This is a genomic window from Streptomyces sp. NPDC093094 (assembly GCF_044754345.1).
In the GTDB taxonomy this organism is placed as follows: Bacteria; Actinomycetota; Actinomycetes; order Streptomycetales; family Streptomycetaceae; genus Streptomyces.
Map to the genome: position 1 here is coordinate 398,498 of NZ_JBIVOX010000006.1, position 25,876 is coordinate 424,373.

Consider the following 25,876-nt stretch of genomic DNA (forward strand, 5'->3'; position numbering starts at 1 on the left):
TCACTTGGCCCTCCTTTCGTCGATCTCGACGGCCTGGTCGAGGAAGCGGGCCAGCAGGACCACGACCGCGCAGGCGACCTCCATGCCGATGGCCGCGTTCAGCAGCGGGACCGTGCCGCCGGAGGAGAGGGTGTTGAACGTCCCGTACGGCAGCAGGGTGTTGGCGAGGAACGCGGCCGCGCCGAGCAGGCCGGCCAGCCCGGTGACGACGTAGGCGCAGGCGGCGAGGGCGTCGCCCGCCTCGTACAGGCCGACGGGGCGGACGCGTTCCAGGGCGCGGTAGTCGGCACCGAGGTACAGCAGATGCAGGGCGGTCGCGGCGATCACACCGCCCTGGAAGCCGCCGCCGGGGCTGAGCTGGCCGTGCGCGACGACGTAGAGGCCGGTGAGCAGGGCGACCGGCAGGACGGCGAGGGCGTAGCGGCGCACCGGCGGGGCGACCTCGGCGGGTTCGGGGCGGGCGCGGTGTTCGTCGCGGGTCTGGCGCAGCAGGACGACGCAGCCGAGGACGGCGGCGAAGAGGATCGCCAGTTCGCCGAGGGTGTCGAAGGCGCGCTGGTCGAAGTTGACGGAGGCGATCGTGTTGGCGGTGCTGCGGGCGAGGGACTCGTGCACCGCCCGGTCGCCGTAGGGGTGGTGGGCGCCGCCGAAGCGGGGCAGGTCGAGGCAGGCGGCGACGAGCAGCACGGCGAGTCCCGTGCCGCCGGTGAGGAGCAGCCACAGCCGTGCGCGCCGGGTCACTCCCGCCTTCCCTCGCCTCGGGCACGGCGCTTGACCTTGCGGACGGTCAGCAGGAGCAGCAGCGGGGTCACCGCGGTGCCCACCGCCAGCTGGGACAGTGCCACGTCGGGTGCCTGGAGTGCGGTGAACAGCACCGCCAGGGCGAGGCCGAGGACGGACAGGACGAGTGCCTGCCGTACGGGATCGCGCACCGCGACGGCGGCGGTCGCGGCGGCCGCGACACCCAGCAGGGAGACGACGACCACGGGGTCACCCACGGGGCACCTCCCGCAGGCCGCCCGACAGGGCGCGGGACACGACGAGGTTGCCGCCGATCAGGAGGGCGCCGGTGACGAGGATCTTCAGGGTCTCGCGGCCCGGGTCCGCGGCCGCGCACACGGCGAGAACGACGCCCCCGCCGAGGGCGGCCAGGCACCGGCCGGCGTACTCGGCGGCCGGTGCGGCGGCGGTGAGTTCGTCGGCGAGGAGGCGGGCGAAGACGAGGGTGCCGACCGGGCCGAGGACGGCGAGGACCAGCGCGAGGTCGATGTAGGACGGCCGGTCGTAGCCCTGGGCCAGCAGAAGCAGGCCGGGGCAGATCGCCGCGGTGGCCAGGTTCTGGGCGGCGACACGGCGCGCGAGCGGTCCGGTCGTCACGCCCCACAGGGCTCCGGCGAGTCCGCAGCCGAGGACGACGGCAGCCGTCCACGTCCAGCCGTTCACGGGCGGGCCACCGCCCGCCGGGCCGCCCCGGCCGCGAGGGCGCCCACGGCCGCGGCGCAGGCGCCGACGGCCAGTTCGAGCGTGTCGACCGTGCCGATCAGGACCAGCCACAGCGCGGCGAGCGCCGTCCACCAGGCCAGGAACTCGGCCACGGCGAGGAGACCGGGGCGGCGGGTCATGGTCGTCGCACCTCCATGTGCACGGCTCGTCACCGCGCGTCGCGGTCGGTCACTGCGCGTCATCCAAGCACCGGCCGGGACGGCCGGGGCGGCGGCGCGCGCGGGTCCCGGCCGGAGTGCCCCGCCGACGGGAAAGGAAACAGCGGCCGCGCGGGGCCGGGCATGTGTCCGCATGCCCCGGGTAACAGGGCTTTCACGTACGGAAGTTGACATGGGGAGGATCTGATGGGCCGTGCCGTACTGCCCGCCCGCCTGCGGGCCCGACCGCGCCCGACGGGCCCGGTGGACGACAGACGCCCGCTGCCCCTGCCGGTACGCCTGCTCGCGATGATGCTCGCGTTCGTGTGCATGGTGGGTTTCGCGGTGGTGCTGGCGAGACTCACCCTGGAGCCCTCTCCCGCCTCGGAGGCGCTGACGCACAGCAACCTGCGCCCCGGCAGCTCTCTGCGCTTCTACTTCGACACCGCGGAGCCGGGGGACGCCGTGCGGCAGATCGGCGGGAACGTGCTGCTGGGCGTCCCGTTCGGGGTGCTGGTGCCGGTGGTGGCGCCCGGCGCGCGGGGGCTGCTGCGCGTGCTGCTGCTCACCGCCACGGTCATGCTGCTGGTGGAGCTGGCGCAGGGCGCGATGGTGACCGGGCGCGCCTTCGACATCGACGACGTGCTGCTGAACACCACCGGCGCGCTGCTCGGCCACCTGCTGCTCGGCCGCAGGCTGGGCCGGGCCGTGCACGCCCGGCGGCGGACCCGCCCGGCTAGCGGAGCGTCCAGGTGAACTTGTCGCCGCCGACCCAGCGGACCACGTCGGGGTCGTCCAGGTCGTGCACCGTGATGCCGAAGGCGGCCGCCGTCTCCAGCACGTCGGTGACGGCCCGGGCCATACCGACGACCTCGCCGTCGATCTCCATGATCCGGAACGGCGGTGTGCCCGGCTGGACACCGAGCACCATGATCCTCGGCTGGGAGATGTGAGGGCTCGCGATTTCGGTCATGTCATAGAGAGTAGAGCGGAATCGACCGATATGACCGGTCCACGGTGCGGGGCGCGGGATGCCGGGCGGCCCCGGACACGGAACCCTGACCCGGCCCGCGGAAGGCGGCGGTCGGGCACGGACCCCGTGCGGGCGCCGGAGCGGGTCGCACCCACCGGCGCGCACGCCCTCGGCCGGCCGCCCGGACCGGCAGCCCCTCGGCCGCACCCGGCCGGAGGAGCCCGGGACACCCGCCGAGCGGGTGACCGCCGCCGAGCCACCCGCCCGGCCACCGGAGAAGCCACCGGGCCCGGACGGGCGACGAACGCGCTGACGGACGGGCGGACCCGCAGGCCCTCGGCCGCACCGGCCTGAGGAGCCCGGGACGCCCGCCGAGCGGGTGACCGCCGCCCGGCGACAGGAGAAACCGCCGGCCCGGACGGGCGGACGGACGCGCGCACGGGCAACGGGCGGACGGGCGACCCCCCGGCCGCACCGGCCTGAGGAGCCCGGGACGCCCGCCGAGCGGGTGACCGCCGCCCGGCGACAGGAGAAACCGCCGGCCCGGGCGGGCGGCTGACGGCCGGCGGTGACCGGGATCACCCTTCTTCGGTGCGTTCGACGGAACAGAGAGGGGTGGTTGTCCGTTGAACAGACCGTGGGTGCGGACGGGACAGTGTCCCCGGGCCTCACCTTTCGCCCACGAGGACGATCGTCCGGCTGAAGCCTTGTGGAGCCTTTCGCCGAGAGGCGACCGCCGTGCGTACCCACCTCAGTGCCGCCCCGGCCGTGATTCCCCCGTCGCGGCCGGGGCTCCTCATGCCCGGCCTCCTCGGCTTCGAGCGCGCTCCCGTTCGCAGCGTTCCGGCATGACCGCACCGATCACACCGCAGCACAGCATCGACTCGGGTTTCGGAGCCCGCGGCACCGCCGACGACGCCCTGAAGGGCATCGGCCTCGGCGGCCGGCTCGCCGTCGTGACCGGCGGCTGCTCAGGGATCGGCCTGGAGACCACCCGTGCCCTCGCACGGGCCGGCGCCCGCGACCTCGCCCCGGCCGGACGGCATGGGCGCCGTCTGCCTGGAGGACTGCGACATCGCCGGACCCGCGGACACGGACAGCGGCCTGCCGGCCGGGGTCAGGGACTGGGACCGGGACCGGGCGGTCGACCCGGACGAGGCGGCCCGGCTGTGGGCCCTGTCGGCCGAACGCACCGGCGTGGACGCGTTCGCCCGACCGGTCCGGGGCCCGCCCGGCCGCGCGCTCACTCCTCCGGCTCGCCCGGGGCGGCGGGGACGGGGTCCTCGCCGACGGTGTAGACGTCCTTGATCTTCACCTCGGCGACCCCGCGCCCCTCGGGGAAGACCCTCCGCCAGTCGCCGGTCACATGCAGCTCGTCCGTGCCCATCGCCCGGACCACGAGCAGGCCCTCCTCGTGCGCCTTGTACGCCTTCGTCCAGAGGTTGGCGAACGCCTGGGAGCGGATGATGTGCATCCAGTCCGGGCGGTACAGCTCCCGGTTGTAGTTCGACTCCCCCATGGTGGAGACGAACTTGGAGTACATCGCCTTGACGTACTCCAGCGTCACCTCGTCGCCCTCGGCGATGGCCCGGTCGCGGGCGTCCTTGAGGGCGACGCGGAACTTCTCCAGCAGACTCTCGGTGGCGCCCGAGGTGAACGACTCGTGGATCTCCGGCGGGTCGCACAGCCCGTACTTCGGTCCCGACAGCCGCAGCAGCAGCCGCAGCGTGGGCTCGGTGACCCACAGCGGACCCGGCTCGTCGCGGTTGCCGATGGGGTTCGGCAGACGGTCGCCGTGCTCCCAGTCGGGCGGCGTGATCAGGTGGACGCCGGCACGGCGGCGGTCGTGCCCGAAGCCGGTGGAGTGTTCCAGCTGACCGATCGGCAGATGGGTCTTCAGCGCCGACAGATAGGCGCCGTTGACGTCCAGCGCGGTCACCTCGTGCGCGCCCTCCGGCAGCGCGGGGCGGGCCCACTTGGGGCGGGCCTCCCAGATCTGGTCCGCGCCGCGCGCGGTCTGCTTGCGCAGGACGTCCGGGATCCAGGGATGCGCCACGACGTCGTAGCGGCCGCCCTTGCGGCTCTCGTCGAGCAACGCCATCGCGTCCGGGATGGCCCGTTTGACCAGCGCCGCGGTGGCCGCCTCCAGATCGCCGCCGTGCTCGTCCAGGGCCACGGCGACGGCCTCCCCGATCCGGTCAGGCGCGTCGGCGGCCGCGGTACGCACACGCCGGCCGACCGGGACGAGCCGGACCGGCCTGCCCGGGGCCCGGCGCGCGGCCGCCCGGGCCCCGGAGGCGGTCCGGGTTCCGGGAGCGGCCGGGGGGCCGGGGGTGACGGGGGTCCTGGGGGTGACAGGGGCTTCAGCGACCGGCGCGGCCGCACGGCAGTCGGCCGGGTCGAGGTGCTGGGGGAACCCGGCGACCTGGTGGTGGGCGGGGGCGCCGCAGAGCACACAGGGGCGGGGAGCGGGGAGCGGCTCCACGTCGTCGGGACTCTCGTCGGCGACGGCCTGCGCGCCATGAGCCTGCGTGCCGTGGGCCTGCGCGTCATGAGCCTGCGTGCCGTGGGCCTCCTCGGCGCCGACCCGTCCGGAACCGGCCTCCTCGACACCGGCCTCCTCGACGCCGGTCCGCTCGGCCAGCTTCGTACGGGCTCCCTCCAGGAAGTACGCGTACTTCTCGCGCACCTCGCCGCCCGGGTCGCGGCCCGTCTCCCAGCCGGCGACCGTGGAGGGGCTCACCCCGAGGGCCTGGGCCACCTGGGCGCGCGAGACGTTCAGCCGCTCCCGCAGCGGGCGCCGCTCCTCGGGCGGGGGCAGGGGCACCTCCCGGCGGGCGTTCGCCAGCAGGGCGTCGATGGCGTCGAAGCCGGTCATCGGGCCACCCTATCGACCCTCGTGCGCACCGCGTGCGCCCCCCGCCGCCGGGTACTCGGTGACCCGCCGCAGCGTACGGCCGAGAGGAGCCGACAGTGAGCAGCACAGCGGGCAGCAGGATCGTCGTGACAGGGGCCACCGGGAACGTGGGCACGAGCGTGGTGCGTCTGCTCGCGGAGGACCCACGGGTGGAGTCGGTGCGGGGGCTGGCCCGCCGGCGTCCCGAGTGGTCGCCGGCGAAGACCGAGTGGTCGGCGCTCGACCTGGCCGACGAGGGGGCGGATCCGGCCGGGGAGTTCGCGGGCGCCTCGGCGGTGATCCATCTGGCCTGGGCGTTCCAGCCGACGCACGACCCGGCCGCGACCTGGCGGACGAACGTCCTCGGCTCGATCCGCGTGTTCGAGGCCGTGGCCGCCGCCGGGGTGCCGGTGCTGGTGCACGCGTCCTCGGTCGGTGCCTACTCACCGGGGCCGAAGGACCGCGCGGTCGACGAGTCGTGGCCGACGCACGGCTGGCCGGACGCCGCGTACTGCCGGGAGAAGGCGTATCTGGAGCGTGCGCTGGACGCGTACGAGCGGGAGCACACCGAGGTGCGGGTGGTGCGGATGCGGCCGGCGTTCCTGTTCAAGCGGGAGGCCGCCGACGAGCAGCTGCGCATCTTCGGCGGCCGCTTCCTGCCGGGGTCGCTGGCGCGTCCCGACCTGCTGCCGTTCCTGCCCGACGTCCCGGGGCTGCGGGTGCAGGCGCTGCACACGGACGACGCGGCGGAGGCGTACCGGCTCGCGGTGCACTCCGACGTCCGCGGGGCGTTCAACCTGGCCGCGGACCCGCCGGTGGACGCGGAACTGCTGGGCGGGATGCTCGGCGCCCGTCCGGTGCGGCTGCCGCGCTCGGCCGTCCGTTCCGCCATCGCGGCCGCCTGGAACGTACGGCTGCTGCCGGCGTCGCCGCATCTGTTCGACGCGGTGCTGCGGCTGCCCCTGATGGACTGCGCACGGGCGCGTACCGAGCTGGGCTGGGAGCCGGCCCGCACCGCCGCGGAGGCGGTCGGGGAGTTCCTCCAGGGGCTCCGCGAGGGCGCGGGTGCCGACACGGAGCCGCTGCGGGGCCGCAAGGCGGGCTGAGGGGAGGAGGGCCGGGGCGCTACCCCGTCGGCTCGTCCGGCACCGGCTGGTCCGGGCGCGTGCCCGCGGCGTGGGGGGCGCCGCGGCGCCCGGTGCCCGCCTCGTCGGTGTCCGGTACGTCGGTGTCCGGCACGTCGCCGTCGGGCGCTTCGGTGTCCGGCACGTCGCCGTCGGACGTCCGGGGCTCTGCGGCGGCCGGCTCGGGACGGGCGTCCCAGCGGTCCCCGGTCCCGGCCTCCTGGTCCTGCATGTCGTGCGGCACGGGCGTGCCCTCGCCGCCCGGTGTCTCTTCCCGGTGGTCGTCCATGGCGCGCTCCTTCCGCCCGGCGTCCTGCGGCGGGCCACACGCGGGTACCGCGGCCCGCGCCCGGCGAAACGCGCCCGGCGCGGAGCCGGCGCCGGGGATCAGTGCAGGGCCCGCTCCTCCAGTGCCGCGCGCCAAGCGGGAGCGGGCTCCTCGGGGACGGGCTCGCGGCGGCGGCCGCCGCGGGCGAAGAAGTCGGCCAGCGGCAGGATCGCGGCACCCACGGTGACCGCGTCGGGGCCGAGGCGGCCGAGGTCGACGGTGACCTTCTCGGCCGGGTGGCGCAGCGCGTAGGAGACGGCGTGCCGGCGCACGGCGGGCAGGAAGCGCGGACCGAGCTGGAGGCCCGCCCAGCCGCCGATGAGGATCCGCTCGGGCTGGAAGAGGTTGATCAGGTCGGACAGGCCGGCGCCCAGATACTCGGCGGTCTCCTCCAGCACGCCGAGGGCGACCGGGTCCGGCTCGGTCCCGTCGGCCGGGTAGGCGGCGCCGAGCATGGCGGTGAGGGCGGTCTCCTCGTCGGTGCCCTCGGGCGGCTGCCCGCCCGCCTCGCGCCAGCGCTCCAGCAGGGACTCGGCGCCCGCGTACGCCTCCAGGCAGCCGAGCGCGCCGCAGCGGCAGCGGCGTCCTCGCACCCGGACGGTCAGATGCCCCCACTCCACGGCCCGGCCGTGCTCCACCTCGGGGGTGACCAGGCAGGCGCCGACACCGGAGCCGAACAGGACCACGACCGCGTTGCGGGCGCCGCGTCCGCCGCCGAACCACATCTCGGCCTGGCCGAGGGTGCGGGCGCCGTTGTCGATGAAGAAGGAGACGGTGTCCGGGAGCCGGGAGCCCTCGCGCAGCAGCGCCTCCAGGGGGACGGCGTTCCAGCCGATGGTCTGGCCGTGCACCACGGCTCCCTGCGCGGAGGTGCGCTCGACGATGCCGGGGACCCCGATGCCGACGCCGAGGAGCCGGTCGGGGGCGATGCCGGTGGCGGCGAGGACCTCGTCCACACCGTCGCGGATATGGCCGGCGACCACATCGGCGTCGTAGCGCCGGGGCGCCAGCGGACGCTCGGTGCGGGCGAGTTCGGTGAGGGTGAGGTCGAACAGTTCGACGCGCACCCGGGTCTCGCCGACGTCGACGCCGATCATGTGGCCGCTGCCGGGCGCGACGCGCAGCAGGGTGCGCGGGCGGCCGCCGTCGGAGTCGACGCTGCCGGCCTCCTCGACGAGCCCGTCGGCCACGAGGTCCGCGACGACATTGCTGACCGAGCCGGAACTCAGCCCGGTGGCCGGACCGAGTTCGAAGCGGCTGAGCGGTCCGTCGAAGTAGAGCCGTTGCAGTACGGCCGAGCGGTTGGCCCGCCGCAGATCCCGTACCGTACGCCCGTTCCGCCCCGCCATGTGGCTCCCTTCAACCCCGCCGACCTGCAACATACCCTCACGACGGGCTCGCACGCGACATTCGACAGCACTTAATTCATGTAATGAGCAAAGCCTGGCGCCGCCCCGCCGCGCCCCCTCGGGCGGGACCGGCCCCGCCCGGCGGGACGCCCGATCGGTCGAGGGTACGCCGGGCCGCCGCCCGGCCCTGCACCGCACGGCACCCGCCGCGGGCGGCATCGCCGGTGCGCCCGGCCGAAATCCGCTGGATCCCTTCCCCCTGTCTATCTACTCTAGGTCAGTCCCTAAAGGCTTTAGGTTTATGGAGGATGGGCCATGAGGTCACTCACCGAGCAGGACATCCGCGACTCGTTCGTGAACTGCTCCAAGGGCGAGGCGAAGCGCATCGCCGTGCCGCGCGACCTGGAGGAGCGCCCCTGGGGGGACCTGGACTTCCTGGGCTGGCGGGACCCGGGGGCGCCCGACCGGAGCTATCTCGTGACCGAGCGGGAAGGGCGGCTCGTGGGCCTCTCCATGCGCTTTCCCGCCTCGCAGCGCGGTTTCCTGCACCGCAGCATGTGCTCGCTCTGTCTGACCACGCACCGCGGCGGCGGCGTGTCCCTGATGACCGCGCGCAAGGCGGGCACGGCGGGCCGCGAGGGCAACTCGGTGGGCGTGTACATGTGCACCGACCTCGCCTGCTCGCTCTACATCCGCGGCAAGAAGGACCCCGACACCGGCGCCCGCTTCGAGGAGAGCCTCACTCTGGAGGAGCAGATCGCCCGCACGACCGGGAATCTCACCGCGTTCCTGGACAAGCTGTACAGCTGAGGGGTGTTCGACCGCCCTTCGACGGGAACAGCCGAAGGGATGCACGTGGTACGTGAGTGGCCGGCGCCCCTGGTGCGCATGGCGAGATGGAGCCGGGAACCGGTGGTCGTACAGGCGCTGCGGTCCACGGCCGCGGCGACGGTCGCGTATGTCATCGCGCTGCACCTCAGTCCCGAGGCCGCCCCGCTCACCGCTCCCCTGACCGCGCTCCTGGTCGTGCAGGTCACTCTCTACGCCACCCTGACCAACAGCGTCCGCCGGGTGAACTCCGTGGTCGCGGGCGTCCTGGTGGCCATCGCGTTCAGCCTGCTGGTGGGCCTGACCTGGTGGAGCCTGGCGCTGCTGATCGTGGCCTCGCTGGCCGTGGGCCATCTGGTCCGGGTCGACGAGTACGTCCCCGAGGTGGCGATCAGCGCGATGCTGGTCCTCGGCGTCACCGCCGTCGGCGACTACGCCTGGGCGCGGGTGCTGGAGACGCTGATCGGGGCGGTGGTGGGGCTCGCCGTCAATGTGCTGCTGCCCCCGCCGGTGTGGGTGGGCGAGGCGGGCGAGTCCATCGAGGGACTGGCCCGCCGGGTCCGGCAGCTGATGCTGCACATCGGCGAGGAGGCCGCGGGCCGCACCCCTCCCGAGCGCGCGGCGGCCCGGCTGCACGAGGCGCGGCGCCTCGACCACGACATCGTCGGGGTGGACGCGGCCCTGCGGCAGGCGGAGGACAGCCTGCGGCTCAACCCGCGCGTCCGCGAGGGACTGCTGCACCGGATCGTGCTGCGCACCGGTCTGGACACGCTGGAGATCTGCACGGTCGTGCTCAGGGTGCTCGCGCGGACCCTCACCGACCTGGCGAAGGAGCGCGAGCCGGAGCCGCTCTTCCCCAGGGAGACCGGGGCGGTCCTGGAGCAGCTGCTGTCCGAGGTCGCCGACGCGATCGTGAGTTTCGCCGTGCTCGTCACCACCCATGTCAGCGAGAACGCCGAGAGCGCCGAGGAACGGCTGACCGCCGAGCTGCGCCAGGCCGCCGCCACCCGTGACAAGCTCGCCGTGCTGCTGCTGGACGACGTGCGCCAGGACGCCGCACAGTGGCAGCTGCGCGGGGCCGTGCTGGCCGAGGTCAACCGGATCATCGACGAGATGGACACCGAGCACCGCTCCCGCCGGCTGCTGGAGGAGCTGGACCGCTTCTCGCAGGAGCAGCGCGAGCGCCTGCCGTGGCTGGTCTGGGTACGGGACCGGACGCGGCGCCTCGGCCGCGGGCGCCGCGGCTGAGGCGCCCCGTCCGGCCCCGGCCGGGCGTCACGGGCACGGTGGTCCGCCGGAACGGACGTCGACGAGAGGTGGAGGATGGGCTGGAGCCGACGCGGGTTCCTGGCGGCCGGAGCGGCCCTCACGGCGGCGGGCTGCGGCGGGCCGGCGCCCTCCGGGCGGGAGCGCCCCTCGGCGGGCGGGCCCGCGACCCCGGACCGGCCGAGCGCCTCGCCCGGCGCGCGGGCGACGGGGCCGCGCCCGCTGTTCCTGGGCACCTACACCTCCGCCGAGGGCGGGGGCCAAGGGATCGGGGTGGCCTCCTACGACCCGCGCACGGGCCGTGTGAGCGGGTCCGGCACCGTCCCGGGCGTCGCCGATCCGTCGTATCTCGCCGTGCACCCGGACGGCCGCACCCTGTACGCGGTGAACGAACGCGAGCAGGGGTCGGTGACGGCGGTGCGGCTCGCCGACCGCGAAGTGCTGGGCAGCCGCCGCACCGGCGGGTCGGGGCCGTGCCATGTGTCGGTGCACCCGGACGGCCGCTGGCTGCTCTGCGCGAACTACGGGTCGGGCGGTGTGGCCGTGCACCCCGTCGACGCGTCGGGCGTGCCCGGTGAGCCCACCGACGTCGTCACGCACTCCCGCCCGGCGCCGGGCCCCGGGCAGCAGGGCCCGCACGCCCACCAGTTCCTCACCGGCCCCGACCCCGGGACGGTCCTCGCCGTGGACCTCGGCACGGACACCGTGTACAGCTACCGCCTGGACCGGCGCAGGGGCACGCTGGAGGAGATCGGCCAGGCGCACACCCGGCCGGGTGCCGGGCCGCGCCATCTCACCTTCCATCCGGGCGGCCGCCACGCCTATCTGGCCAACGAGGCCGACGACACGGTGGCGGTGTGCACGTACGAGCGGGCGACGGGCCGGCTGACGATCGGCGAGCCGCAGCCGACGGGAACGGGCGAGGGCACGAATCATCCGGCGCAGTTCGTGGTCACCGCGGACGGGGCGTTCGCCTACCTCGCCAACCGCGGCCACAACAGCATCACGCGCTACGCCGTCCAGGAGGACGGGGCGCGGCTCGTGCTGCTGGACACCGTACCGGCGGGCGGGGACTTCCCGCGGCACCTCGCGCTGTCGCCCGACGGCAGGCTGCTGTTCGCGGCGAACCAGCGCTCGGGCACGGTGAGCGTCTTCCACGTGGACGGGGCGAGCGGCGGGCTGCGGCTCGCGGGGCAGCCGTACGCGTCACCGCTCGCGGTCTGCGCGCTGCCGCTGTAGGGCGCGGGGGCAGGCGGCAGCGGCGGCCTGCCCGAGCAGCACGTGCATGCGCTCGGTGAGCTGGGCGACGGTGTCGGCGGGGGTGTGGAAGGCCAGGCGTACGTCGCCGTGGGCGCGGACGCGTTCGATCCGCAGGGTGAGGCCGTGGCGGTCGACGGCGAGGGGGCGGACCCGGACCGCGCCGTGCAGGCTGTCGGGCTCCACGAGGCGGGTGAGCCGCTCGACGGCGTCGGGGTGCGCGTCGGCGAGGTGGGCGAGCAGATGCGCCTCGGCGCCGGCCAGCGGGTCGGGGGCGGCGGCGAACTCGTCCACGCCGACCAGTTCGGCGCCGGAGGAGCGGCGCAGCACCACGCGGGTGGGCCGCAGTGCGAGGCCGCCCTCCGCGGGGGCGAACCAGCCGGCGATCCAGAGCCGGGCGCGGATGCGGTGGCGCACGGGGACGGGGGCGACGTCGGCGAACTCCAGGACGGCGGAGGGCTCTCCGCGGGGTGCGCAGATCGCGGCCGCGAGCAGGGCGCTGTCCTCGGGGACCTCCAGCAGCACCCGGCCGTCCTCGGCGACGGTGTGCGCGCCCACGAACTCCTCCCGGCCGCCGTCCGCCGTCACCGCGCAGGACCACGCCGTCGCGAGCACCGACCGTGCCTGTTCCGCCGCGCCGGGCGCGGCGGTCCACGTGTGGCTGTCACCCATCCGTAAACCCTCCTTAGGTAAGGCTCACCTAACCTATCGGAGTTCGGGCGTGCCGCCAAGCAGGGGGAACGCTTTCGCGCCGCGGCGGCCCCGCCGGGGCGCCCCCCTCAGCCGCCCACGACCCCCAGCAGCGCCCGCGCGCACAGGTCGCGGACCTCCGCGCGGGTCAGGGGCGAGCCGCGCAGCCACTCCAGGCAGACCGCGGTCGTGAACGCGAGCCAGCCGCGCACGGCGAGCGGGATCCGGGGAAGAGCCGCGAAGGCGGGGCCGAACTCGGGGTCGGCGGCGAGGGCGGCGAGGATCTGCCGCTCCTGGGCGGCCAGGGCACGCCGGTAGACGCGGCGGACGGCCTGGTCGCCGGCGGCGTCGGCGCGATGGAAGGCGCGGTAGCCGTGGGCGTGGGACTCCACGTACTCCAGGAACGTGTCGAGACCGGCGGCGAGCTGGTCACGGACCGGGATGCCCGGCACCGCCGCCGTCATCCGCAGCATGCGCGCGCTCTCCCGCTCGACGACCCCCGCGAAGAAGTCCCGCTTGGTCGGGAAGTAGTGGTAGAGCAGGCCGCGGGAGACTCCCGCGATCTCGGCCACCCGCTCGATCCGGACGTCGTCGTACGGATTCTCCGAGAACAGCCTCGCCCCGACCGACAGGAGCTGCTCGCGGCGCTCCTCGGTGCTGAGCCGGCGACGTGTGCGCTCACCCTGCTTCGCGGCCATGTCCGCACCTTACTTGACGCAGGTTCAACAACGGGCCGAGACTGGGGCGCACTGTTGAACCCATGTACAACACCGCTCGACCTGCCGCTGGATAAAGGGAGTTGGCACCATGGCGGAGACGACACCGGACGGTCTGCCCAGGGGATTCCGCAGCGCGGAGCAGGGCTGGCCGCAGCTGCACCGCATCCCCCACCCGCCCCGCCGCCTCCCCCTGCTGGGCGATGTGCTGGGCGTCGACCGGCACACACCCGTGCAGGACTCGATACGCCTCGGCCGCGAGCTGGGCCCGATCTTCCGCCGGCGGGTGTTCGGCCGGGAGTTCGTGTTCGTCGGGGGCGCGGACCTGGCCGCCGAGCTGGCGGACGAGACACGGTTCGCCAAGCATGTGGGGCTCGGCATCGCCAACCTGCGCCCGGTCGCCGGGGACGGACTGTTCACCGCCTACAACCACGAGCCGAACTGGCAGCTGGCGCACGACGTGCTCGCGCCCGGCTTCAGCCGGGAGGCGATGGCGGGCTACCACCCGATGATGCTGGACGTGGCCGCGCGGCTGACCGACCGCTGGGACACGGCGGCCGCGGCCGGCCGGTCCGTCGACGTGCCCGGCGACATGACCAAGCTGACGCTGGAGACGATCGCGCGGACCGGCTTCGGGCACGACTTCGGCTCCTTCGAGCGGGAGAGACCGCACCCGTTCGTCACCGCGATGGTGGGCACGCTGAGCTACGCGCAGCGGCTGAACACCGTGCCGTCACCGCTGCTGATCCGCCGGGCCGCGCGCCGCAACGACGCCGACATCGCCTTCCTGAACCGGACCGTGGACGACCTCGTGCGGGCCCGGCGCACGTCCGGGGCGTCCGGCGGCGGCGACCTGCTGGACCGGATGCTCGACACCGCCCACCCGGAGACCGGCGAGCGGCTCGCCGCGCGCAACGTACGGCACCAGGTGATCACCTTCCTCGTCGCGGGCCACGAGACCACCTCGGGCGCGCTGTCCTTCGCCCTCCACCACCTGGCGCTGCACCCCGAGGCCGCCGCCCGCGCCCGCGCCGAGGTGGACCGGGTGTGGGGCGCCACCGGCGCCCCCGGCTACGAGCAGGTGGCCCGGCTGCGGTACGTACGACGGGTGCTGGACGAGTCGCTGCGGCTGTGGCCGACGGCGCCCGCGTTCGCCCGGGAGGCCCGGCAGGACACCGTGCTCGCCGGGACGCACCCGATGCGCCGCGGGGCGTGGGCGCTGGTGCTGGTCGCGTCCCTGCACCGCGATCCGCAGGTGTGGGGGCCCGACCCCGAGCGCTTCGACCCGGACCGCTTCGACGCCGGCGCCGTCCGCGCCCGGCCGCCGCACACCTTCAAGCCGTTCGGCACCGGCGCCCGGGCCTGCATCGGACGGCAGTTCGCCCTGCACGAGGCCACTCTCGTCCTCGGTCTGCTGCTGCGCCGCTACGAGCTGGTGCCCGACCCCGGCTACCGGCTGACGGTCACCGAGCGGCTCACCCTGATGCCGGACGGGCTGCGGCTGCATCTGCGCCCGAGGACCGCCGCGTCCGAGCCGGAAACGCCCGCCGACGCGCGAACTCACCGCTGAGTTTCCGCTGTTGTGGGGGTCTCCTCATCCGGCCGAAAACAACCTCGGCTACCACTGGGGGAAGCCATCGAGCCGAGGCAGGAGCCCCACGGACCGAGGAGACGTCATGTGCAGTCATCAGCCGCAGTGCCCCGCCGCCGAGAGCCCGCGCCATCACACCGCCGTCGTCGTCACGACCTGCCCCGAACAGGGCTGGACCCTGCTGTGCAACGGCACGATCGTCTTCGACGACACCGGTGAACTCCTGCCGGACGGACGGGTGGTGGGCCCGCGCCGCGCACCGGCTCCCGCCGTCTGACGCCGCACCGGTCCCCGCCGTCCGCGCCGCACCGGTCCCGACGCGCCCTCAGACCTCGCCGAACGCGGCGGGGTCGAGACGGGCGAGCCGCTCCGGGTCGGCCAGGATGTACATCTGCGTGATACGGCCGCCGACGACGGTGACCCCCATGACGGACTGCACCTTCCCGTCCACCACGTTGGCCATCCCGACCGTGCCGTTGACCAGCAGGAAGCGTCCGTGCGGCGCGAACCGGCGGAACATCATGGCCTGTTCGGCGACCGGCCGGGCACCACGCACCGCCTTCGACGCGGCCGCGCCGCCGGCCAGCGGGCCGGAGTCGGCGCGCAGCACGACGTCCGGGTCGAGCACGGCGAGCAGGGCGTCGAAGTCTCCCCCGCGGGCCGCCGCCATGAAGGCGTCCAGGACCTTGCGCTGCCGGCCGAGATCGGGGTCGGCCGACGGGGTGGCTCCGCGCACCCGCCGCCGGGCCCTGCTGGCGAGCTGCCGGGTGGCGTCGGCGCTGCGCTCCACGACAGGGGCGATCTCGTCGAACGGCACGGCGAACATGTCGTGCAGCACGAACGCCAGCCGCTCGGCCGGCTCCAGGTTCTCCAGCACCACCAGCAGGGCGAGGCCCACCGAGTCCGCCTGGAGCACCTCCCGCTCCGGGTCGATCTCCGACAGGGGCCGTACGACGGGGTCGGGCACGAACGTCTCGTCGATGGGCTGTTCGCGCCGGGAGGCCCGGGAGCGCAGCATGTTGAGACAGATCCGGCTGATCACGGTGGTGAGCCAGCCGCCGAGGTTGCGCACCTCTTCGACGTCGGCCCCGCTGTAGCGGAGCCAGGTGTCCTGCACCGCGTCGTCCGCCTCGGCGAGCGAGCCCAGCATGCGGTAGGCCACCGCCCGCAGATGGGCGCGGTGCTCCTCGAAGGCATCCGCCCCGATGTCCCCGTCGTGCACGACCGTTCCCCCGTTCGTGATCAGGACCGAGGCGATTATGACCGGGCGAACACCTCGAAGGCCACCGCGGGCCGCCCGCCGAACCGTTCCGCCGTCGCCTCGGCGTTGCCGGTGAGGAACTCCCGGGCGTAGGTCTCGGGTTCCCGGTCGGTCAGCGCCTCGATGTAGCTGCGGTGCGCCAGCAGCGAGCGCACCGCGCGGTCCAGGCCGGCCGTCACCTCCACGGCGTGGGTGGGCGTGCCGGACCCGGCGACGGCGACCCAGCGCACACCGTTCCACGGCTCCAGTCCCTGCTCGGCCAGCTCGGGGAAGATCCATCGGTTGCCCGCGTCGGCCGCCGCGTCCAGCACGGCCCGGCCGACCGCCACATGGTCGGGCGTGTTCCAGGCGACGCCGCCCCAGGTGTCGCGGTGGTTGAGGGTGATCACCAGCTCGGGGCGGTGGCGGCGGATCGCCGCGGCGATGTCCCGGCGCAGGGCCGCGCCGTACTCGACCACACCGTCGCGGTGGTCGAGGAACTCCACGCTCGACACGCCCACGACCGCGGCGCTCGCCCGCTGCTCCTGCTCGCGCAGCGGGCCGCACCTCTCCGGCTCCAGGGTGTCGATGCCGGCCTCGCCCCGGGTGGCGAGGACGTAGGCGACCTCACGGCCGTCGTCGGTCCACCGGGCCACGGCCGCGGCGCAGCCGTATTCGAGGTCGTCCGGGTGGGCGACGACGGCGAGGGCACGCCGCCAGTCCTCGGGCATGGGCTTCAGCTGCGGGATCTCTGTCATGGGCGCAGGGTAACGCCGTGCGGGGCGCCGGTCCCGGCCGTGCGCGCCCGGTGGCCGGGCGTCGTCTCAGACCTCGTCCCTCACCAGGGCCAGCAGCCGGTCGAGGACGCGCGGGCCGCCCGCCCGCACCCCGTCGTGCTCGAACTCGTCCGTCACCCAGGGGCGCAGGCCCCTGATCGACCGCGCGGTCTCCAGGGAGTGGGCGGTGTCGACGTACATGTCGTCGTGGTAGACGGCGGCGGCCACCGGAACCTCGTTCGCTGCGAGGCGGGCCGGGTCGTAGAGCGGCTTCCAGTCCGTGCGGGCGGCGAGGAGAGCGGCCGTCTCGCGCAGGGGGCGCAGGGCGGGGTCGCAGTCGAACATCCAGGGGTGGACGGTCTCGCCGGTGAAGAGGACGGGGCCGTCGCCGGTGAGGGTCTTGGCGGCGTCGAACCGGGGAAACTCGGCGCGGACCCGTTCGGCCGACCAGGCGGTGGGGCGGGTGTCCTGGCCGTAGATGGCCTCGTGCACGAGCGCGTACAGCGGATGACCGGCGTACGACAGCAGGCCCTGGACCTCCTCCTGGAAGGCGTCGGAGAGTTCCGGGCCCTGCGGGGTGGGCACGAAGGCGTGCTCCAGCAGGAAATGCAGCCGGTGGCTGCCGTCGCCGCCGCCGAGGAGGATGCCGAGGGACTGGAACGCCTCGACGGTGAGCCGGTAGCCGTTCGGCAGGCGCACCTCCTGCCGGAGGAGGTGGTCGGCGATGCGGCGGGCCCGCTCGACGTCCTGCGGATAGCGGGCGTAGTGCGCGGCGACCTTGCGCTCGACGCGGGGGTAGGCCGCGCGGTAGACGTCGTCGGCGTGGGCGTGCAGCGAGGGGAGGCCGCCGGTGATCAGCGCGGCGGTCAGGCCCTCGGGGGCGGTGGAGAGGTAGTTCACCGTGCAGAAGCCGCCGAAGCTCTGGCCGAGGACGGTCCACGGGGCGCCGCCGGTCACCTCGGGGCGGATCGCCTCGCAGTCGCGGACGATCGAGTCGGCGCGGAAGTGCGTGAGGTATCCGGCCTGCTCGGCGGGGCCGCCGCGCAGCGGGAGCGTCTGGCGGTTGGCGGGCGTGGAGTGGCCGGTGCCGCGCTGGTCCAGCAGCAGGACGCGGTACTCCTTCAGGGCGCGGCCGAGCCAGGCCGGCCTGCCGACGAACCGGTTGGCGCCGAAGCCGGGACCGCCCTGGAGGTAGACCAGCCACGGCAGGCCCTGCCGCGCCTTGTCGCTCGCGACGACCTCACGGGCGTACAGCTCGATCGTCTCCCCCGCCGGGTCGTCGTGGTCGAGCGGCACGGTGAAGCGGCGGTCGGTGAGGACGACGCCGGGCTGACGGTAGCTGACGGTCAACGGTGCTCCCGATACGGTCGGAGTGCAGGTCACGCCCCAGTTCAGCACATGCCCGGACCACGGCCGACCCGGGGACCGGCCACCACGGCCGAACGCCGGACCGGCCGGGCGGCGGACCCGGTGACAGGCCCGGTGACAGGCCCGGTGACAGGCCCGGTGAGGGCTCGTCCGAGGGTGCGCCGGCCGCACGGGGCCCGGGGTCGGCGGGCCGACAGGCTGGAGCGGCGGACCACCGGTTCCGGCGGGAGGACGACACGGCGGTGTCCGTGCGGTGCCGTGCCCGGTTCCGTCTCGGTCTCCTCGATGAGCAGTCCGGCGGCGAGGTCGCCCATGGTGACGGCGGGCCGGCGCACGCAGATGAGGGGGACGGCCTCGGTGACGGCGGACTCGATGTCGTCGTGGCCGACGATCGCCAGGTCACCGGGCACGTCGGCCCCGGCCGCGTACAGCGCCCGGAGCACGCCGGGGGCGAGCAGGCCGCCGGCGCGGAACACGGCCGTGGGCCGGTCGGCGAGGCCGAGGGGCCCGCCGGGCGACGTACTCGTGCAGGCGCGGACGCACGGGCCGGCCGGCGGCCCGGCCGGCATGCGGCGGCTGCTGACCCGGACGCAGCCGCCGAACCGCTACGAGCCCCGGGGTGCCGCCCGCCGGCGTGAGGCGGAGGCCCGCCTGCGGGCGGGGTGAGCCCGCAGCCCCGGCGGGCCGATTAACCTGCAACCGTCCGACGAGCGATCACGAGGAGCCGCGATGCGTGTCGCCCTGTTCCTGACCTGCGTGAACGACACGCTGTATCCCGGCACGGGGCGTGCGGTGGTCAAGCTGCTCACCCGGCTGGGTGTGGACGTCGACTTCCCGACGGGTCAGACGTGCTGCGGGCAGGCGCACTACAACACCGGCTACCGGCACGAGGCGGAGCCGCTGGCGCGGCACTTCGCCGAGGTCTTCGGCGGCCACGACGCGATCGTGACGCCGTCCGGTTCGTGCGGGGCGATGGTGCGGGAGCTGTACCCGCGCATGGGCGAGCGGGCGCGGGCCGAGGGGCGCGGGGACACGCTCGCGGCGGCGCTGGCGCCGGTCGTGCCGAGGACGTACGAGCTGACGGAGTTCCTGGTGGACGTGCTGGGCGTGACGGACGTCGGCGCCTTCTACCCGCACCGGGTGACCTATCACCCCACCTGCCACGGGCTGCGCGGCCTGGGGCTGGGCGAGCGGCCGCGGCGGTTGCTGGAGGCGGTGAGGGGGCTGGAGCTGGTGGAGCTGCCGGGCGCCGAGGAGTGCTGCGGGTTCGGCGGCACGTTCGCGCTGAAGAACGCGGACGTGTCGGCGGCAATGGGCGCGGACAAGGTGCGCAACGCGGTGTCGACGGGCGCGGACGTGCTGTGCGCGGCCGACAACTCCTGCCTCATGCACATCGGCGGCACGATGGCGCGGCTGCGCACCGCGATGCGGCCGGTGCACCTCGCGGAGATCCTGGCGAGCACGAAGGAGGCACCCGCGGTATGAGCGGCACGTTCATGGGGATGCCGGCCTTTCCGGCGGCCGCGCGCGAGGCGGTGGCCGACACCGCTCTGCGCGGGAATCTGCGGCACGCCACCCGCACCATCCGGGCCAGACGGGCCAGGGCCGTGGCGGAGCTGCCGGACTGGGCGGAGCTGCGGGAGGCCGGCAGGCGGATCAAGGACCACACGCTGCGGCATCTCGACACCTACCTGGTGCAGCTGGAGGAGGCGGTCACCGCGGCGGGCGGCGTCGTGCACTGGGCCGCCGACGCCGACGAGGCCAACCGCATCGTCACCGGCCTGGTGAAGGCGACCGGCGAGCGGGAGGTCGTCAAGGTCAAGTCGATGACCACGCAGGAGATCGGGCTGAACGAGGCGCTGGAGGCGGAGGGCATCCGCGCCTACGAGACCGATCTGGCCGAACTGATCGTGCAGCTGGGGCGCGACCGCCCCTCGCACATCCTGGTCCCGGCCATCCACCGCAACCGCGGCGAGATCCGCGACATCTTCCGCTCCGAGATGGGTGCGTGGGGCCGCCCGGCGCCCGAGGGACTGACCGACGCGCCCGCCGAACTGGCCGAGGCCGCACGGCTGCACCTGCGGGAGAAGTTCCTGCGCGCCAAGGTCGGCATCTCCGGCGCCAACTTCATGGTCGCCGAGACCGGCACCCTCGTCGTGGTGGAGTCCGAGGGCAACGGGCGGATGTGCCTGACCCTGCCCGAGACGCTCGTCTCGGTCGTCGGCATCGAGAAGGTCGTACCCGCCTGGCGGGACCTGGGGGTGTTCCTGCAGACCCTCCCCCGCTCCTCCACGGCCGAGCGCATGAACCCGTACACCTCGATGTGGACGGGCACCACCGAGAAGGACGGACCCCGCGCGTTCCACCTGGTCCTCCTCGACAACGGCCGCACCGACACGCTCGCCGACGAGGTCGGCCGGCAGGCCCTGCGCTGCATCCGCTGCTCGGCCTGTCTCAACGTCTGCCCGGTGTACGAACGGGCCGGCGGCCACGCCTACGGCTCCGTGTACCCCGGCCCCATCGGCGCCATCCTCAGCCCCCAGCTGCGCGGCACGGCGAGCGAGATCGACGCCTCGCTGCCGTACGCGTCCTCCCTGTGCGGCGCCTGCTACGACGTCTGCCCCGTCGCCATCGACATCCCCGAAGTGCTCGTGCATCTGCGTGAACGCGTCGTGGAGGGCGGCACCGTCACCCGGGGCGGCGACAAGGTCGTCCTCAAGCCCGCCAAGGGACACGCGGCCGAACGCGCGGCCATGCGCGCCGCCCGCTGGGCCCTCGTCCGTCCCGGTGTCCTGCGCACGGGCCAGCGCCTCGCCTCGCGCACCCGCCGTCTGCACCCCCGCACCCTGCCCGGCCCCGGCCGCGCCTGGAGCGCCGCACGCGAACTGCCCCGCGTCCCCGCGGAGTCGTTCCGCGACTGGTGGCAGCGCACCGACGGCGGCAAGAAGGAGACCGAGTGAGCAGCAGGGAACGGATCCTGGGCCGGGTGCGGAGGGCGCTGGCGGACGCGCCGGGCGACGACGGCGTCCCGCATGACCCGCGTGACCGTCCGCGCGAGCACGGGCGGCGGAGTGCCGCGGAGACGGTGGAGCTGCTGGCGGAGAATCTGGCGGACTACCGGGCGGTGGTGCACCGCTGCACGGACACCGAGCTGCCCGGTCTTCTCGCACGGCTGCTGGCCGAACGCGGCACGCAGACCCTGCTGGTGCCGCCGGGCCTGCCGCCGTACTGGCTCGCGGAGGTCGACGCGACCCGGATCCACGACCGCTCCGTGAGCACCCCGCAGGCCCTCGACCGGGTCGACAGCGTGCTCACCGGCTGCGCCCTGGCCGTCGCCGAGACCGGCACGATCGTCCTGGACGGCTCCCCCGACCAGGGCCGCCGCCGCATCACCCTGATCCCCGACCACCATGTCTGTGTCGTCCGCGTCCCCGGCCAGGTCGTCGGCTCCGTGCCCCAGGCGCTCGGACGTCTCGACCCCGTACGCCCGTCGACCTGGATCTCGGGGCCCTCCGCGACCAGCGACATCGAACTCGACCGTGTGGAGGGCGTCCACGGCCCGCGCACCCTCGAAGTGGTGCTCGTCGGCGGCCCGGTGCCGGGCCCGGACGCGGACCCGGGCGGGGACACCGCCTAGGATCCGGCGTCGTAGGCCGCGCGGGCCTGTTCCACCCGGGGCAGGTTCTCGGTGGACCAGTCGGCGAGGTGCGCGAAGAGCGGGGCGAGGCTGCGGCCGAGTTCGCTGATCTCGTACTCGACGCGGGGCGGGACCTCGGCGTGGTAGGTGCGGACGACCAGCCCGTCGCGTTCGAGCTGACGCAGCCGCTGGGTGAGCACCTTCGGGGTGATCCGGGTGATCCGGCGTTCGAGTTCGACGAACCGCTGGCGGCCGTAGGTGTGCAGGACCCACAGGATCGGGGTGGTCCAGCGGCTGAAGACGATGTCCACGACCGGGGCGATCGGACAGGCCAGCCGGGGATCGGAGCCGGGGAGTGCGGCGGCCATGCGGGTCCCTCCGGGGCAGTCGCTTTCCTCTGGGTGCCTACTGTACCGGCGCCGCCGGCGTCGCCCCAGGCGCCACGGGGAGCCGCCGGCTTCCCGAAGGCTCCGTCAATCGCCTTTCCTCCCGGGGAAGTTGGACATGACGGTGGTGACGGGGCGACCGGGAACGCGGGGCGGTCACCGGTGCGGAGCGGGTCCTGGGCCGGGCGCCCCGGTCGTACGGAGAGGGGGCGGCGCAACACGGCGGTGCTCCGCCGCGCCGGGCACGGCCGCTGGGACGATGCCTTCCATGGAGACACTCAGCAATCGTGACGTCCTGCGGGCGCTCGACGCCCGCCTCGGTGACTGGCGCAAGCTGGCCCAGCCGATCGCCACGCGTTTCCGGGTCGCCGACCGGGTGACGGCGGCCGTGTTCGTGGCCGCCGTCGCGAAGGCGGCGGGCGAGGCCGGGCGCGAGCCGGAGATCCGCTGGGGGCGTGGCGGCGTGGACGTGGCGCTGTGCACGGTGGACGGTGCCACCGGGGAGCGCGGGGTGACCGCGGCGGACCTGGAACTCGCCGCCGCGGTCAGCGAGATCGCCCGCAAGCACGGGCTCACCGCCGTGCCGGGCGAGGTGGCGCAGGTGGAGCTGGGGCTCGACGCCGCCGACCGGTCCGCGCTGGCGCCGTTCTGGTCCGCGCTGCTCACCGGCGAGCCCGGCCGCCTGGTGGACGACACGGTCCTGGACCCCACGGACCGTGTGCCCAACGTGTGGTTCCAGTCCACCGACCCGCACGAGACGCCTCGCCAGCGCTGGCACATCGACCTGTGGCTGGCGCCCGAGGCGGCCGACGCCCGGATCGCGGCGGCCGTCGCCGCGGGCGGCACCGTCGTGGACGCCTCGAACGCCCCCTCGTACACGGTGCTCGCCGACCCGGACGGCAACAGGGTCTGTGTGTGCACGGCGCTGGACCGCGCATAGGCGGGGCGAGGGCTCCCGCACGGCGTCGGCGAGACCGTGACAGCGGACTGAACAAGCGCTTAGATAGGCTGGTCCGTTCTCTTCCGACTGCCGGAGGCCCGGTTGTTCACTTCCGTCGACGACGTCAGCGCCCGTCTCGCCGAGACGGGCTACCTCGCCTCCCCCTCCGTGGCCACCACGGTCTTCCTCGCCGACCGGCTGGGCAAGCCGCTGCTGGTGGAGGGCCCCGCGGGGGTCGGCAAGACCGAGCTGGCCAAGGCCGTGGCGGCGGTCGCGGGCGCCCGTCTGGTACGGCTCCAGTGCTACGAGGGCGTGGACGAGTCCCGTGCGCTGTACGAGTGGAACCACGCCAAGCAGCTGCTGCGCATCAGCGCGGGCCGCGACGAGACCTGGGACGAGGCCCGCACCGACATCTTCAGCGAGGAGTTCCTGCTCCCCCGTCCGCTGCTGACCGCCATCCGCGGCGACGACCCCAAGGTGCTGCTGATCGACGAGACGGACAAGGCCGACGTCGAGGTGGAGGGCCTGCTCCTGGAGGTCCTCAGCGACTTCCAGGTCACCGTCCCGGAGCTGGGCACGGTCACCGCGACCCGCCGCCCGTTCGTCGTGCTCACCTCCAACGCCAGCCGTGAGCTGTCGGAGGCGCTGCGCCGCCGCTGTCTGTTCCTGCACATCGGCTTCCCCGACGAGGAACTGGAGCGGCGGATCGTCCGGCTGAAGGTGCCCGAGCTGGACGAGTCCCTGGCGGCGTCCGTGGTGCGGGTCGCGGGCGCGCTGCGCGCCATGGACCTGAGGAAGGTCCCGTCGGTCGCCGAGACCATCGACTGGGCCCGCACCCTGCTCGCGCTGGGCGCGGACACCCTGGACGAGACGGTCGTGCGCGACACCCTCGGCGTCGTCCTCAAGCACCAGGACGACGTCCTGAGGGCGGCCGCCAAGCTCGACCTGGACGCCGTGTGACGGCCCCGGCGGACGTCACGGCCAGGCTGACCGGCCTGGTCGCGGCCCTGCGCGCGCACGGTCTGCGGATCGGCACCGGCGAGAGCGTGGACGCCGCGCGGGCGGCGGCCGAGCTGGGCTTCGCCGACCGCGAGCTGCTGCGCGAGGGCCTGGCGGCGACGTTGCTGCACCACCCCGCCCAGCGGCAGGTCTTCGACCCCGTCTTCGACCTCTACTTCCCGCGCGCGGTCGGCGGGCCCGAGGAGTCCCGCGCGGACCGCGACGAGCTGCGCGAGAGGCTCGCGAGGGCGCTCGCCGACGACGACCGGGCGGCCCTCGCCCGTCTCGCGGTGGAGGCCGTCGACGGTTTCGGCGGGTACGGCGGCTCCTCCGGCTCGGACGGCTGGTCGTCGTACCAGGCGATGGACCGGATCCGCCCGCAGACCCTGTTCGCCCGGGTCCGCGACGACGTACGGGCGAGCGGCGCGCGGACGGGGTTCGCCGACCGGCTGCTGGAGGACGAGATCCGCCGGCGCATCGAGGAGTTCCGCCGGCTGGCCGCCTCGGAGGCCCGGCGCCGGGTCGCCGAGCGCCGCGGCCGGGAGGAGATCGCCCGGCGGGCCGTCGCCCCGACCCCCGACCGGGTCGACTTCCTGTACGCCGGGAAGGACCGGCTCGCCGAACTGCGCCGTACCGTGCACCCGTTGGCGCGCAAGCTGGCCACCCGGCTGGCCGCGCGCCGCCGCCGGGCCGCGCGGGGCAGCATCGATCTGCGGCGGACGCTGCGCGGCTCGCTGTCGACCGGCGGGGTGCCGATGCGTCCGGTGCTGCGCAGACGTCGGCCGGCCCGCCCCGAGCTGGTGCTGCTGTGCGACGTGTCGGGCTCGGTGTCCGGCTTCTCCGACTTCACGATGCTGCTGGTGCAGGCGTTGCACGACCAGTTCAGCAAGGTGCGGGTGTTCGCCTTCGTCAACCGGGTCGACGAGGTGACCGGTCTGCTGGTGCACGGCCGTGCCGACCCCGAGGGTCTCGGCGCGCGCATCAGCGCCGAGGCCAGGCTCACCGGATGGCACGGCAGCAGCGACTACGGGATGGCGCTGGGCGAGTTCGCGGAGCGCCACGGCGACGCGGTCGGACCCCGCACGACCGTGTTCGTGCTGGGCGACGCCCGTACCAACATGACCGATCCCGATCTGCCCGCGCTCGGGCGGATCGCCGGCCGGGCCCGCCGCGTGTACTGGCTGAACCCGGAGCCGCGCCCGCAGTGGGGCACGGGCGACTCGGTCGCTCCGCAGTACGCGGAGCTGGTGGAGATGCACGAGTGCCGCAACGCCCGGCAGCTGGGCGAGATCGTCGGCCGGCTGCTGCCGGTGTGAACGGCGGCGCGGGGTGCCGGGCCGAGAGGCACCGGCACCCCGCGGCCTTCCGTCGGCCGGCGGATCAGCTGTCCTTCGCCTTCGCGTAGTCCCTGGCCATGGATCCGGCGAAGTCGTACACCACGACCTGCTCGTCGCCGACGACCCAGGCGTCGTGCCCGGGCGGGCAGACGAAGATGTCGCCGGGGCCCAGTTCGCTCTCGCCGCCGTCGTCCATGCGGATGTGCATCCGCCCCTGGACGACGTAGCCGTTGTGATGGACCTCGCAGCTCTCGGTGCCCGCGATCGGGCCCACGGACTCCGACCAGCGCCAGCCCGGCTCGAAGGTGCCCACGGCGAAGTCGAGGCCGGTCAGATGGACCGCTTCGAGGTGGCCGCGGGGAAAGTCGCGCCGTTCGTCCGGCTTGTCGAGCGTCTTCACTTCCAGCATGACGCTCCTCCTCTCCGGCCGTCTCCCGACGGCCGGGTCCGGTCCCCGTCTGCCGCTCCCGGGCCGGGAACGACTCCGGTGAGGACCGGGCCCCTCCCTCTCATCGTCCGCCCGCCGAACCGGCCG

28 protein-coding genes and 2 pseudogenes are annotated in these 25,876 nt (G+C 74.5%); 14 read left to right on the forward strand and 16 right to left on the reverse strand.

Annotated features, from left to right (window positions below; translation table 11 throughout):
- From ACIQGV_RS15345 to ACIQGV_RS15360, 4 genes are read right to left on the reverse strand one after another with little or no spacing between them, the layout of a single operon-like run.
- Window positions 1–741, reverse strand: coding sequence for an MnhB domain-containing protein (locus ACIQGV_RS15345; protein WP_402494751.1), 741 nt, complete (start codon window positions 739–741; stop codon window positions 1–3).
- Window positions 738–998 (reverse strand): Na(+)/H(+) antiporter subunit B, encoded by a 261-nt coding sequence (locus tag ACIQGV_RS15350; RefSeq protein ID WP_402494752.1) that lies wholly within the window; start codon window positions 996–998, stop codon window positions 738–740. Before ACIQGV_RS15350 ends, ACIQGV_RS15345 begins: the two co-directional genes overlap by 4 nt.
- A complete protein-coding gene (locus ACIQGV_RS15355; RefSeq protein WP_402494753.1) occupies window positions 991–1,443 on the reverse strand; it encodes a monovalent cation/H+ antiporter complex subunit F in 453 nt (150 codons plus the stop codon). The genes ACIQGV_RS15350 and ACIQGV_RS15355 overlap by 8 nt, the downstream gene beginning before the upstream one ends.
- On the reverse strand, window positions 1,440–1,622 hold the full coding sequence (locus ACIQGV_RS15360; RefSeq protein WP_402494754.1) for a hypothetical protein: 183 nt from the start codon (window positions 1,620–1,622) through the stop codon (window positions 1,440–1,442). The genes ACIQGV_RS15355 and ACIQGV_RS15360 overlap by 4 nt, the downstream gene beginning before the upstream one ends.
- 225 nt (window positions 1,623–1,847) lie before the next feature.
- On the opposite strand from ACIQGV_RS15360, the gene ACIQGV_RS15365 reads away from it, so the two are divergent.
- Window positions 1,848–2,396 (forward strand): VanZ family protein, encoded by a 549-nt coding sequence (locus ACIQGV_RS15365; RefSeq protein ID WP_402494755.1) that lies wholly within the window; start codon window positions 1,848–1,850, stop codon window positions 2,394–2,396.
- Here ACIQGV_RS15365 and ACIQGV_RS15370 read toward each other — a convergent pair.
- Window positions 2,377–2,613: a hypothetical protein gene (locus tag ACIQGV_RS15370; protein ID WP_402494757.1), complete on the reverse strand. Its 237-nt coding sequence runs from the start codon at window positions 2,611–2,613 to the stop codon at window positions 2,377–2,379. The genes ACIQGV_RS15365 and ACIQGV_RS15370 overlap by 20 nt on opposite strands.
- 848 nt (window positions 2,614–3,461) lie before the next feature.
- Here ACIQGV_RS15370 and ACIQGV_RS15375 point away from each other — a divergent pair.
- Window positions 3,462–3,656 (forward strand): annotated as a pseudogene (locus tag ACIQGV_RS15375) (oxidoreductase); the annotation flags it as partial.
- A 200-nt stretch (window positions 3,657–3,856) separates the two neighbouring features.
- On the opposite strand, the gene ACIQGV_RS15380 reads toward ACIQGV_RS15375, so the two are convergent.
- On the reverse strand, window positions 3,857–5,491 hold the full coding sequence (locus tag ACIQGV_RS15380) for a helix-turn-helix domain-containing protein (protein WP_402494759.1): 1,635 nt from the start codon (window positions 5,489–5,491) through the stop codon (window positions 3,857–3,859).
- Window positions 5,492–5,586: 95 nt separating this feature from the next.
- Here ACIQGV_RS15380 and ACIQGV_RS15385 point away from each other — a divergent pair, with 95 nt between their 5' ends.
- Window positions 5,587–6,615 (forward strand): SDR family oxidoreductase, encoded by a 1,029-nt coding sequence (locus ACIQGV_RS15385; RefSeq protein WP_402494761.1) that lies wholly within the window; start codon window positions 5,587–5,589, stop codon window positions 6,613–6,615.
- A gap of 19 nt (window positions 6,616–6,634) precedes the next feature.
- On the opposite strand, the gene ACIQGV_RS15390 is transcribed toward ACIQGV_RS15385, so the two are convergent.
- Window positions 6,635–6,922, reverse strand: a complete 288-nt coding sequence (locus tag ACIQGV_RS15390; protein ID WP_402494762.1) for a hypothetical protein — start codon at window positions 6,920–6,922, stop codon at window positions 6,635–6,637.
- A 98-nt stretch (window positions 6,923–7,020) separates the two neighbouring features.
- Entirely contained in the window at window positions 7,021–8,310 is a 1,290-nt protein-coding gene (locus ACIQGV_RS15395; protein WP_402494763.1) for an ROK family protein, read from the reverse strand.
- Window positions 8,311–8,625: 315 nt separating this feature from the next.
- Between ACIQGV_RS15395 and ACIQGV_RS15400 the strand changes: the two genes are divergently transcribed.
- The 3 genes from ACIQGV_RS15400 to ACIQGV_RS15410 all read left to right on the forward strand — a co-directional run bounded on the left by ACIQGV_RS15400 (window position 8,626) and on the right by ACIQGV_RS15410 (window position 11,643).
- The gene (locus ACIQGV_RS15400) at window positions 8,626–9,120 is read left to right on the forward strand and encodes an FBP domain-containing protein (RefSeq protein ID WP_402494765.1); all 495 of its coding nucleotides are present in this window, start codon (window positions 8,626–8,628) and stop codon (window positions 9,118–9,120) included.
- Between the two features lie 39 nt (window positions 9,121–9,159).
- A complete protein-coding gene (locus tag ACIQGV_RS15405; RefSeq protein WP_402494766.1) occupies window positions 9,160–10,386 on the forward strand; it encodes an aromatic acid exporter family protein in 1,227 nt (408 codons plus the stop codon).
- 75 nt (window positions 10,387–10,461) lie between these two features.
- Window positions 10,462–11,643 carry a lactonase family protein gene (locus ACIQGV_RS15410; RefSeq protein WP_402494768.1) on the forward strand — a complete coding sequence of 394 codons (1,182 nt, stop codon included), beginning with the start codon at window positions 10,462–10,464 and terminating at the stop codon, window positions 11,641–11,643.
- On the opposite strand, the gene ACIQGV_RS15415 is transcribed toward ACIQGV_RS15410, so the two are convergent.
- Window positions 11,611–12,333: a DUF2470 domain-containing protein gene (locus tag ACIQGV_RS15415; protein ID WP_402494769.1), complete on the reverse strand. Its 723-nt coding sequence runs from the start codon at window positions 12,331–12,333 to the stop codon at window positions 11,611–11,613. The genes ACIQGV_RS15410 and ACIQGV_RS15415 overlap by 33 nt on opposite strands.
- A gap of 107 nt (window positions 12,334–12,440) precedes the next feature.
- Entirely contained in the window at window positions 12,441–13,049 is a 609-nt protein-coding gene (locus tag ACIQGV_RS15420) for a TetR/AcrR family transcriptional regulator (RefSeq protein ID WP_402494771.1), read from the reverse strand.
- 109 nt (window positions 13,050–13,158) lie between these two features.
- On the opposite strand from ACIQGV_RS15420, the gene ACIQGV_RS15425 reads away from it, so the two are divergent.
- The gene (locus ACIQGV_RS15425; RefSeq protein ID WP_402494772.1) at window positions 13,159–14,637 is read left to right on the forward strand and encodes a cytochrome P450; all 1,479 of its coding nucleotides are present in this window, start codon (window positions 13,159–13,161) and stop codon (window positions 14,635–14,637) included.
- Window positions 14,638–14,743: 106 nt separating this feature from the next.
- Window positions 14,744–14,935 (forward strand): DUF5999 family protein, encoded by a 192-nt coding sequence (locus ACIQGV_RS15430; RefSeq protein ID WP_402494774.1) that lies wholly within the window; start codon window positions 14,744–14,746, stop codon window positions 14,933–14,935.
- A gap of 48 nt (window positions 14,936–14,983) precedes the next feature.
- Here ACIQGV_RS15430 and sigJ read toward each other — a convergent pair whose 3' ends face one another.
- From sigJ to ACIQGV_RS15450, 4 genes and pseudogenes are all read right to left on the reverse strand, one after another.
- Window positions 14,984–15,880 carry an RNA polymerase sigma factor SigJ gene (sigJ, locus tag ACIQGV_RS15435; RefSeq protein WP_402494775.1) on the reverse strand — a complete coding sequence of 299 codons (897 nt, stop codon included), beginning with the start codon at window positions 15,878–15,880 and terminating at the stop codon, window positions 14,984–14,986.
- Between the two features lie 35 nt (window positions 15,881–15,915).
- Window positions 15,916–16,656, reverse strand: coding sequence for a PIG-L deacetylase family protein (locus ACIQGV_RS15440; RefSeq protein ID WP_402494777.1), 741 nt, complete (start codon window positions 16,654–16,656; stop codon window positions 15,916–15,918).
- A gap of 66 nt (window positions 16,657–16,722) precedes the next feature.
- Window positions 16,723–18,024, reverse strand: a complete 1,302-nt coding sequence (locus ACIQGV_RS15445; protein ID WP_402494779.1) for an alpha/beta fold hydrolase — start codon at window positions 18,022–18,024, stop codon at window positions 16,723–16,725.
- Between the two features lie 203 nt (window positions 18,025–18,227).
- Window positions 18,228–18,545: pseudogene (locus ACIQGV_RS15450) on the reverse strand (substrate-binding domain-containing protein); the annotation flags it as partial.
- Window positions 18,546–18,771: 226 nt separating this feature from the next.
- Here ACIQGV_RS15450 and ACIQGV_RS15455 point away from each other — a divergent pair.
- From ACIQGV_RS15455 to ACIQGV_RS15465, 3 genes are read left to right on the forward strand one after another with little or no spacing between them, the layout of a single operon-like run.
- Entirely contained in the window at window positions 18,772–19,527 is a 756-nt protein-coding gene (locus ACIQGV_RS15455; RefSeq protein WP_402494781.1) for a (Fe-S)-binding protein, read from the forward strand.
- Window positions 19,524–21,002, forward strand: a complete 1,479-nt coding sequence (locus ACIQGV_RS15460; protein ID WP_402494783.1) for a LutB/LldF family L-lactate oxidation iron-sulfur protein — start codon at window positions 19,524–19,526, stop codon at window positions 21,000–21,002. Before ACIQGV_RS15455 ends, ACIQGV_RS15460 begins: the two co-directional genes overlap by 4 nt.
- Window positions 20,999–21,679, forward strand: a complete 681-nt coding sequence (locus ACIQGV_RS15465) for a lactate utilization protein C (protein WP_402494784.1) — start codon at window positions 20,999–21,001, stop codon at window positions 21,677–21,679. Before ACIQGV_RS15460 ends, ACIQGV_RS15465 begins: the two co-directional genes overlap by 4 nt.
- On the opposite strand, the gene ACIQGV_RS15470 is transcribed toward ACIQGV_RS15465, so the two are convergent.
- Window positions 21,676–22,047, reverse strand: coding sequence for a winged helix-turn-helix transcriptional regulator (locus tag ACIQGV_RS15470; protein ID WP_402494786.1), 372 nt, complete (start codon window positions 22,045–22,047; stop codon window positions 21,676–21,678). The genes ACIQGV_RS15465 and ACIQGV_RS15470 overlap by 4 nt on opposite strands.
- Before the next feature lie 286 nt (window positions 22,048–22,333).
- Between ACIQGV_RS15470 and ACIQGV_RS15475 the strand changes: the two genes are divergently transcribed.
- From ACIQGV_RS15475 to ACIQGV_RS15485, 3 genes are all read left to right on the forward strand, one after another.
- Complete coding sequence (locus tag ACIQGV_RS15475) at window positions 22,334–23,005, forward strand: VOC family protein (protein ID WP_402494788.1); 672 nt, start codon at window positions 22,334–22,336, stop codon at window positions 23,003–23,005.
- A 102-nt stretch (window positions 23,006–23,107) separates the two neighbouring features.
- Window positions 23,108–23,965: an AAA family ATPase gene (locus tag ACIQGV_RS15480; RefSeq protein ID WP_402494790.1), complete on the forward strand. Its 858-nt coding sequence runs from the start codon at window positions 23,108–23,110 to the stop codon at window positions 23,963–23,965.
- Window positions 23,962–25,320: a VWA domain-containing protein gene (locus ACIQGV_RS15485; protein ID WP_402494791.1), complete on the forward strand. Its 1,359-nt coding sequence runs from the start codon at window positions 23,962–23,964 to the stop codon at window positions 25,318–25,320. Before ACIQGV_RS15480 ends, ACIQGV_RS15485 begins: the two co-directional genes overlap by 4 nt.
- Before the next feature lie 64 nt (window positions 25,321–25,384).
- Here the strand turns inward: ACIQGV_RS15485 and ACIQGV_RS15490 are convergent, their stop codons facing one another.
- Window positions 25,385–25,750, reverse strand: coding sequence for a cupin domain-containing protein (locus ACIQGV_RS15490; protein ID WP_402494793.1), 366 nt, complete (start codon window positions 25,748–25,750; stop codon window positions 25,385–25,387).
- Between the last annotated feature and the right edge of the window lie 126 nt (window positions 25,751–25,876).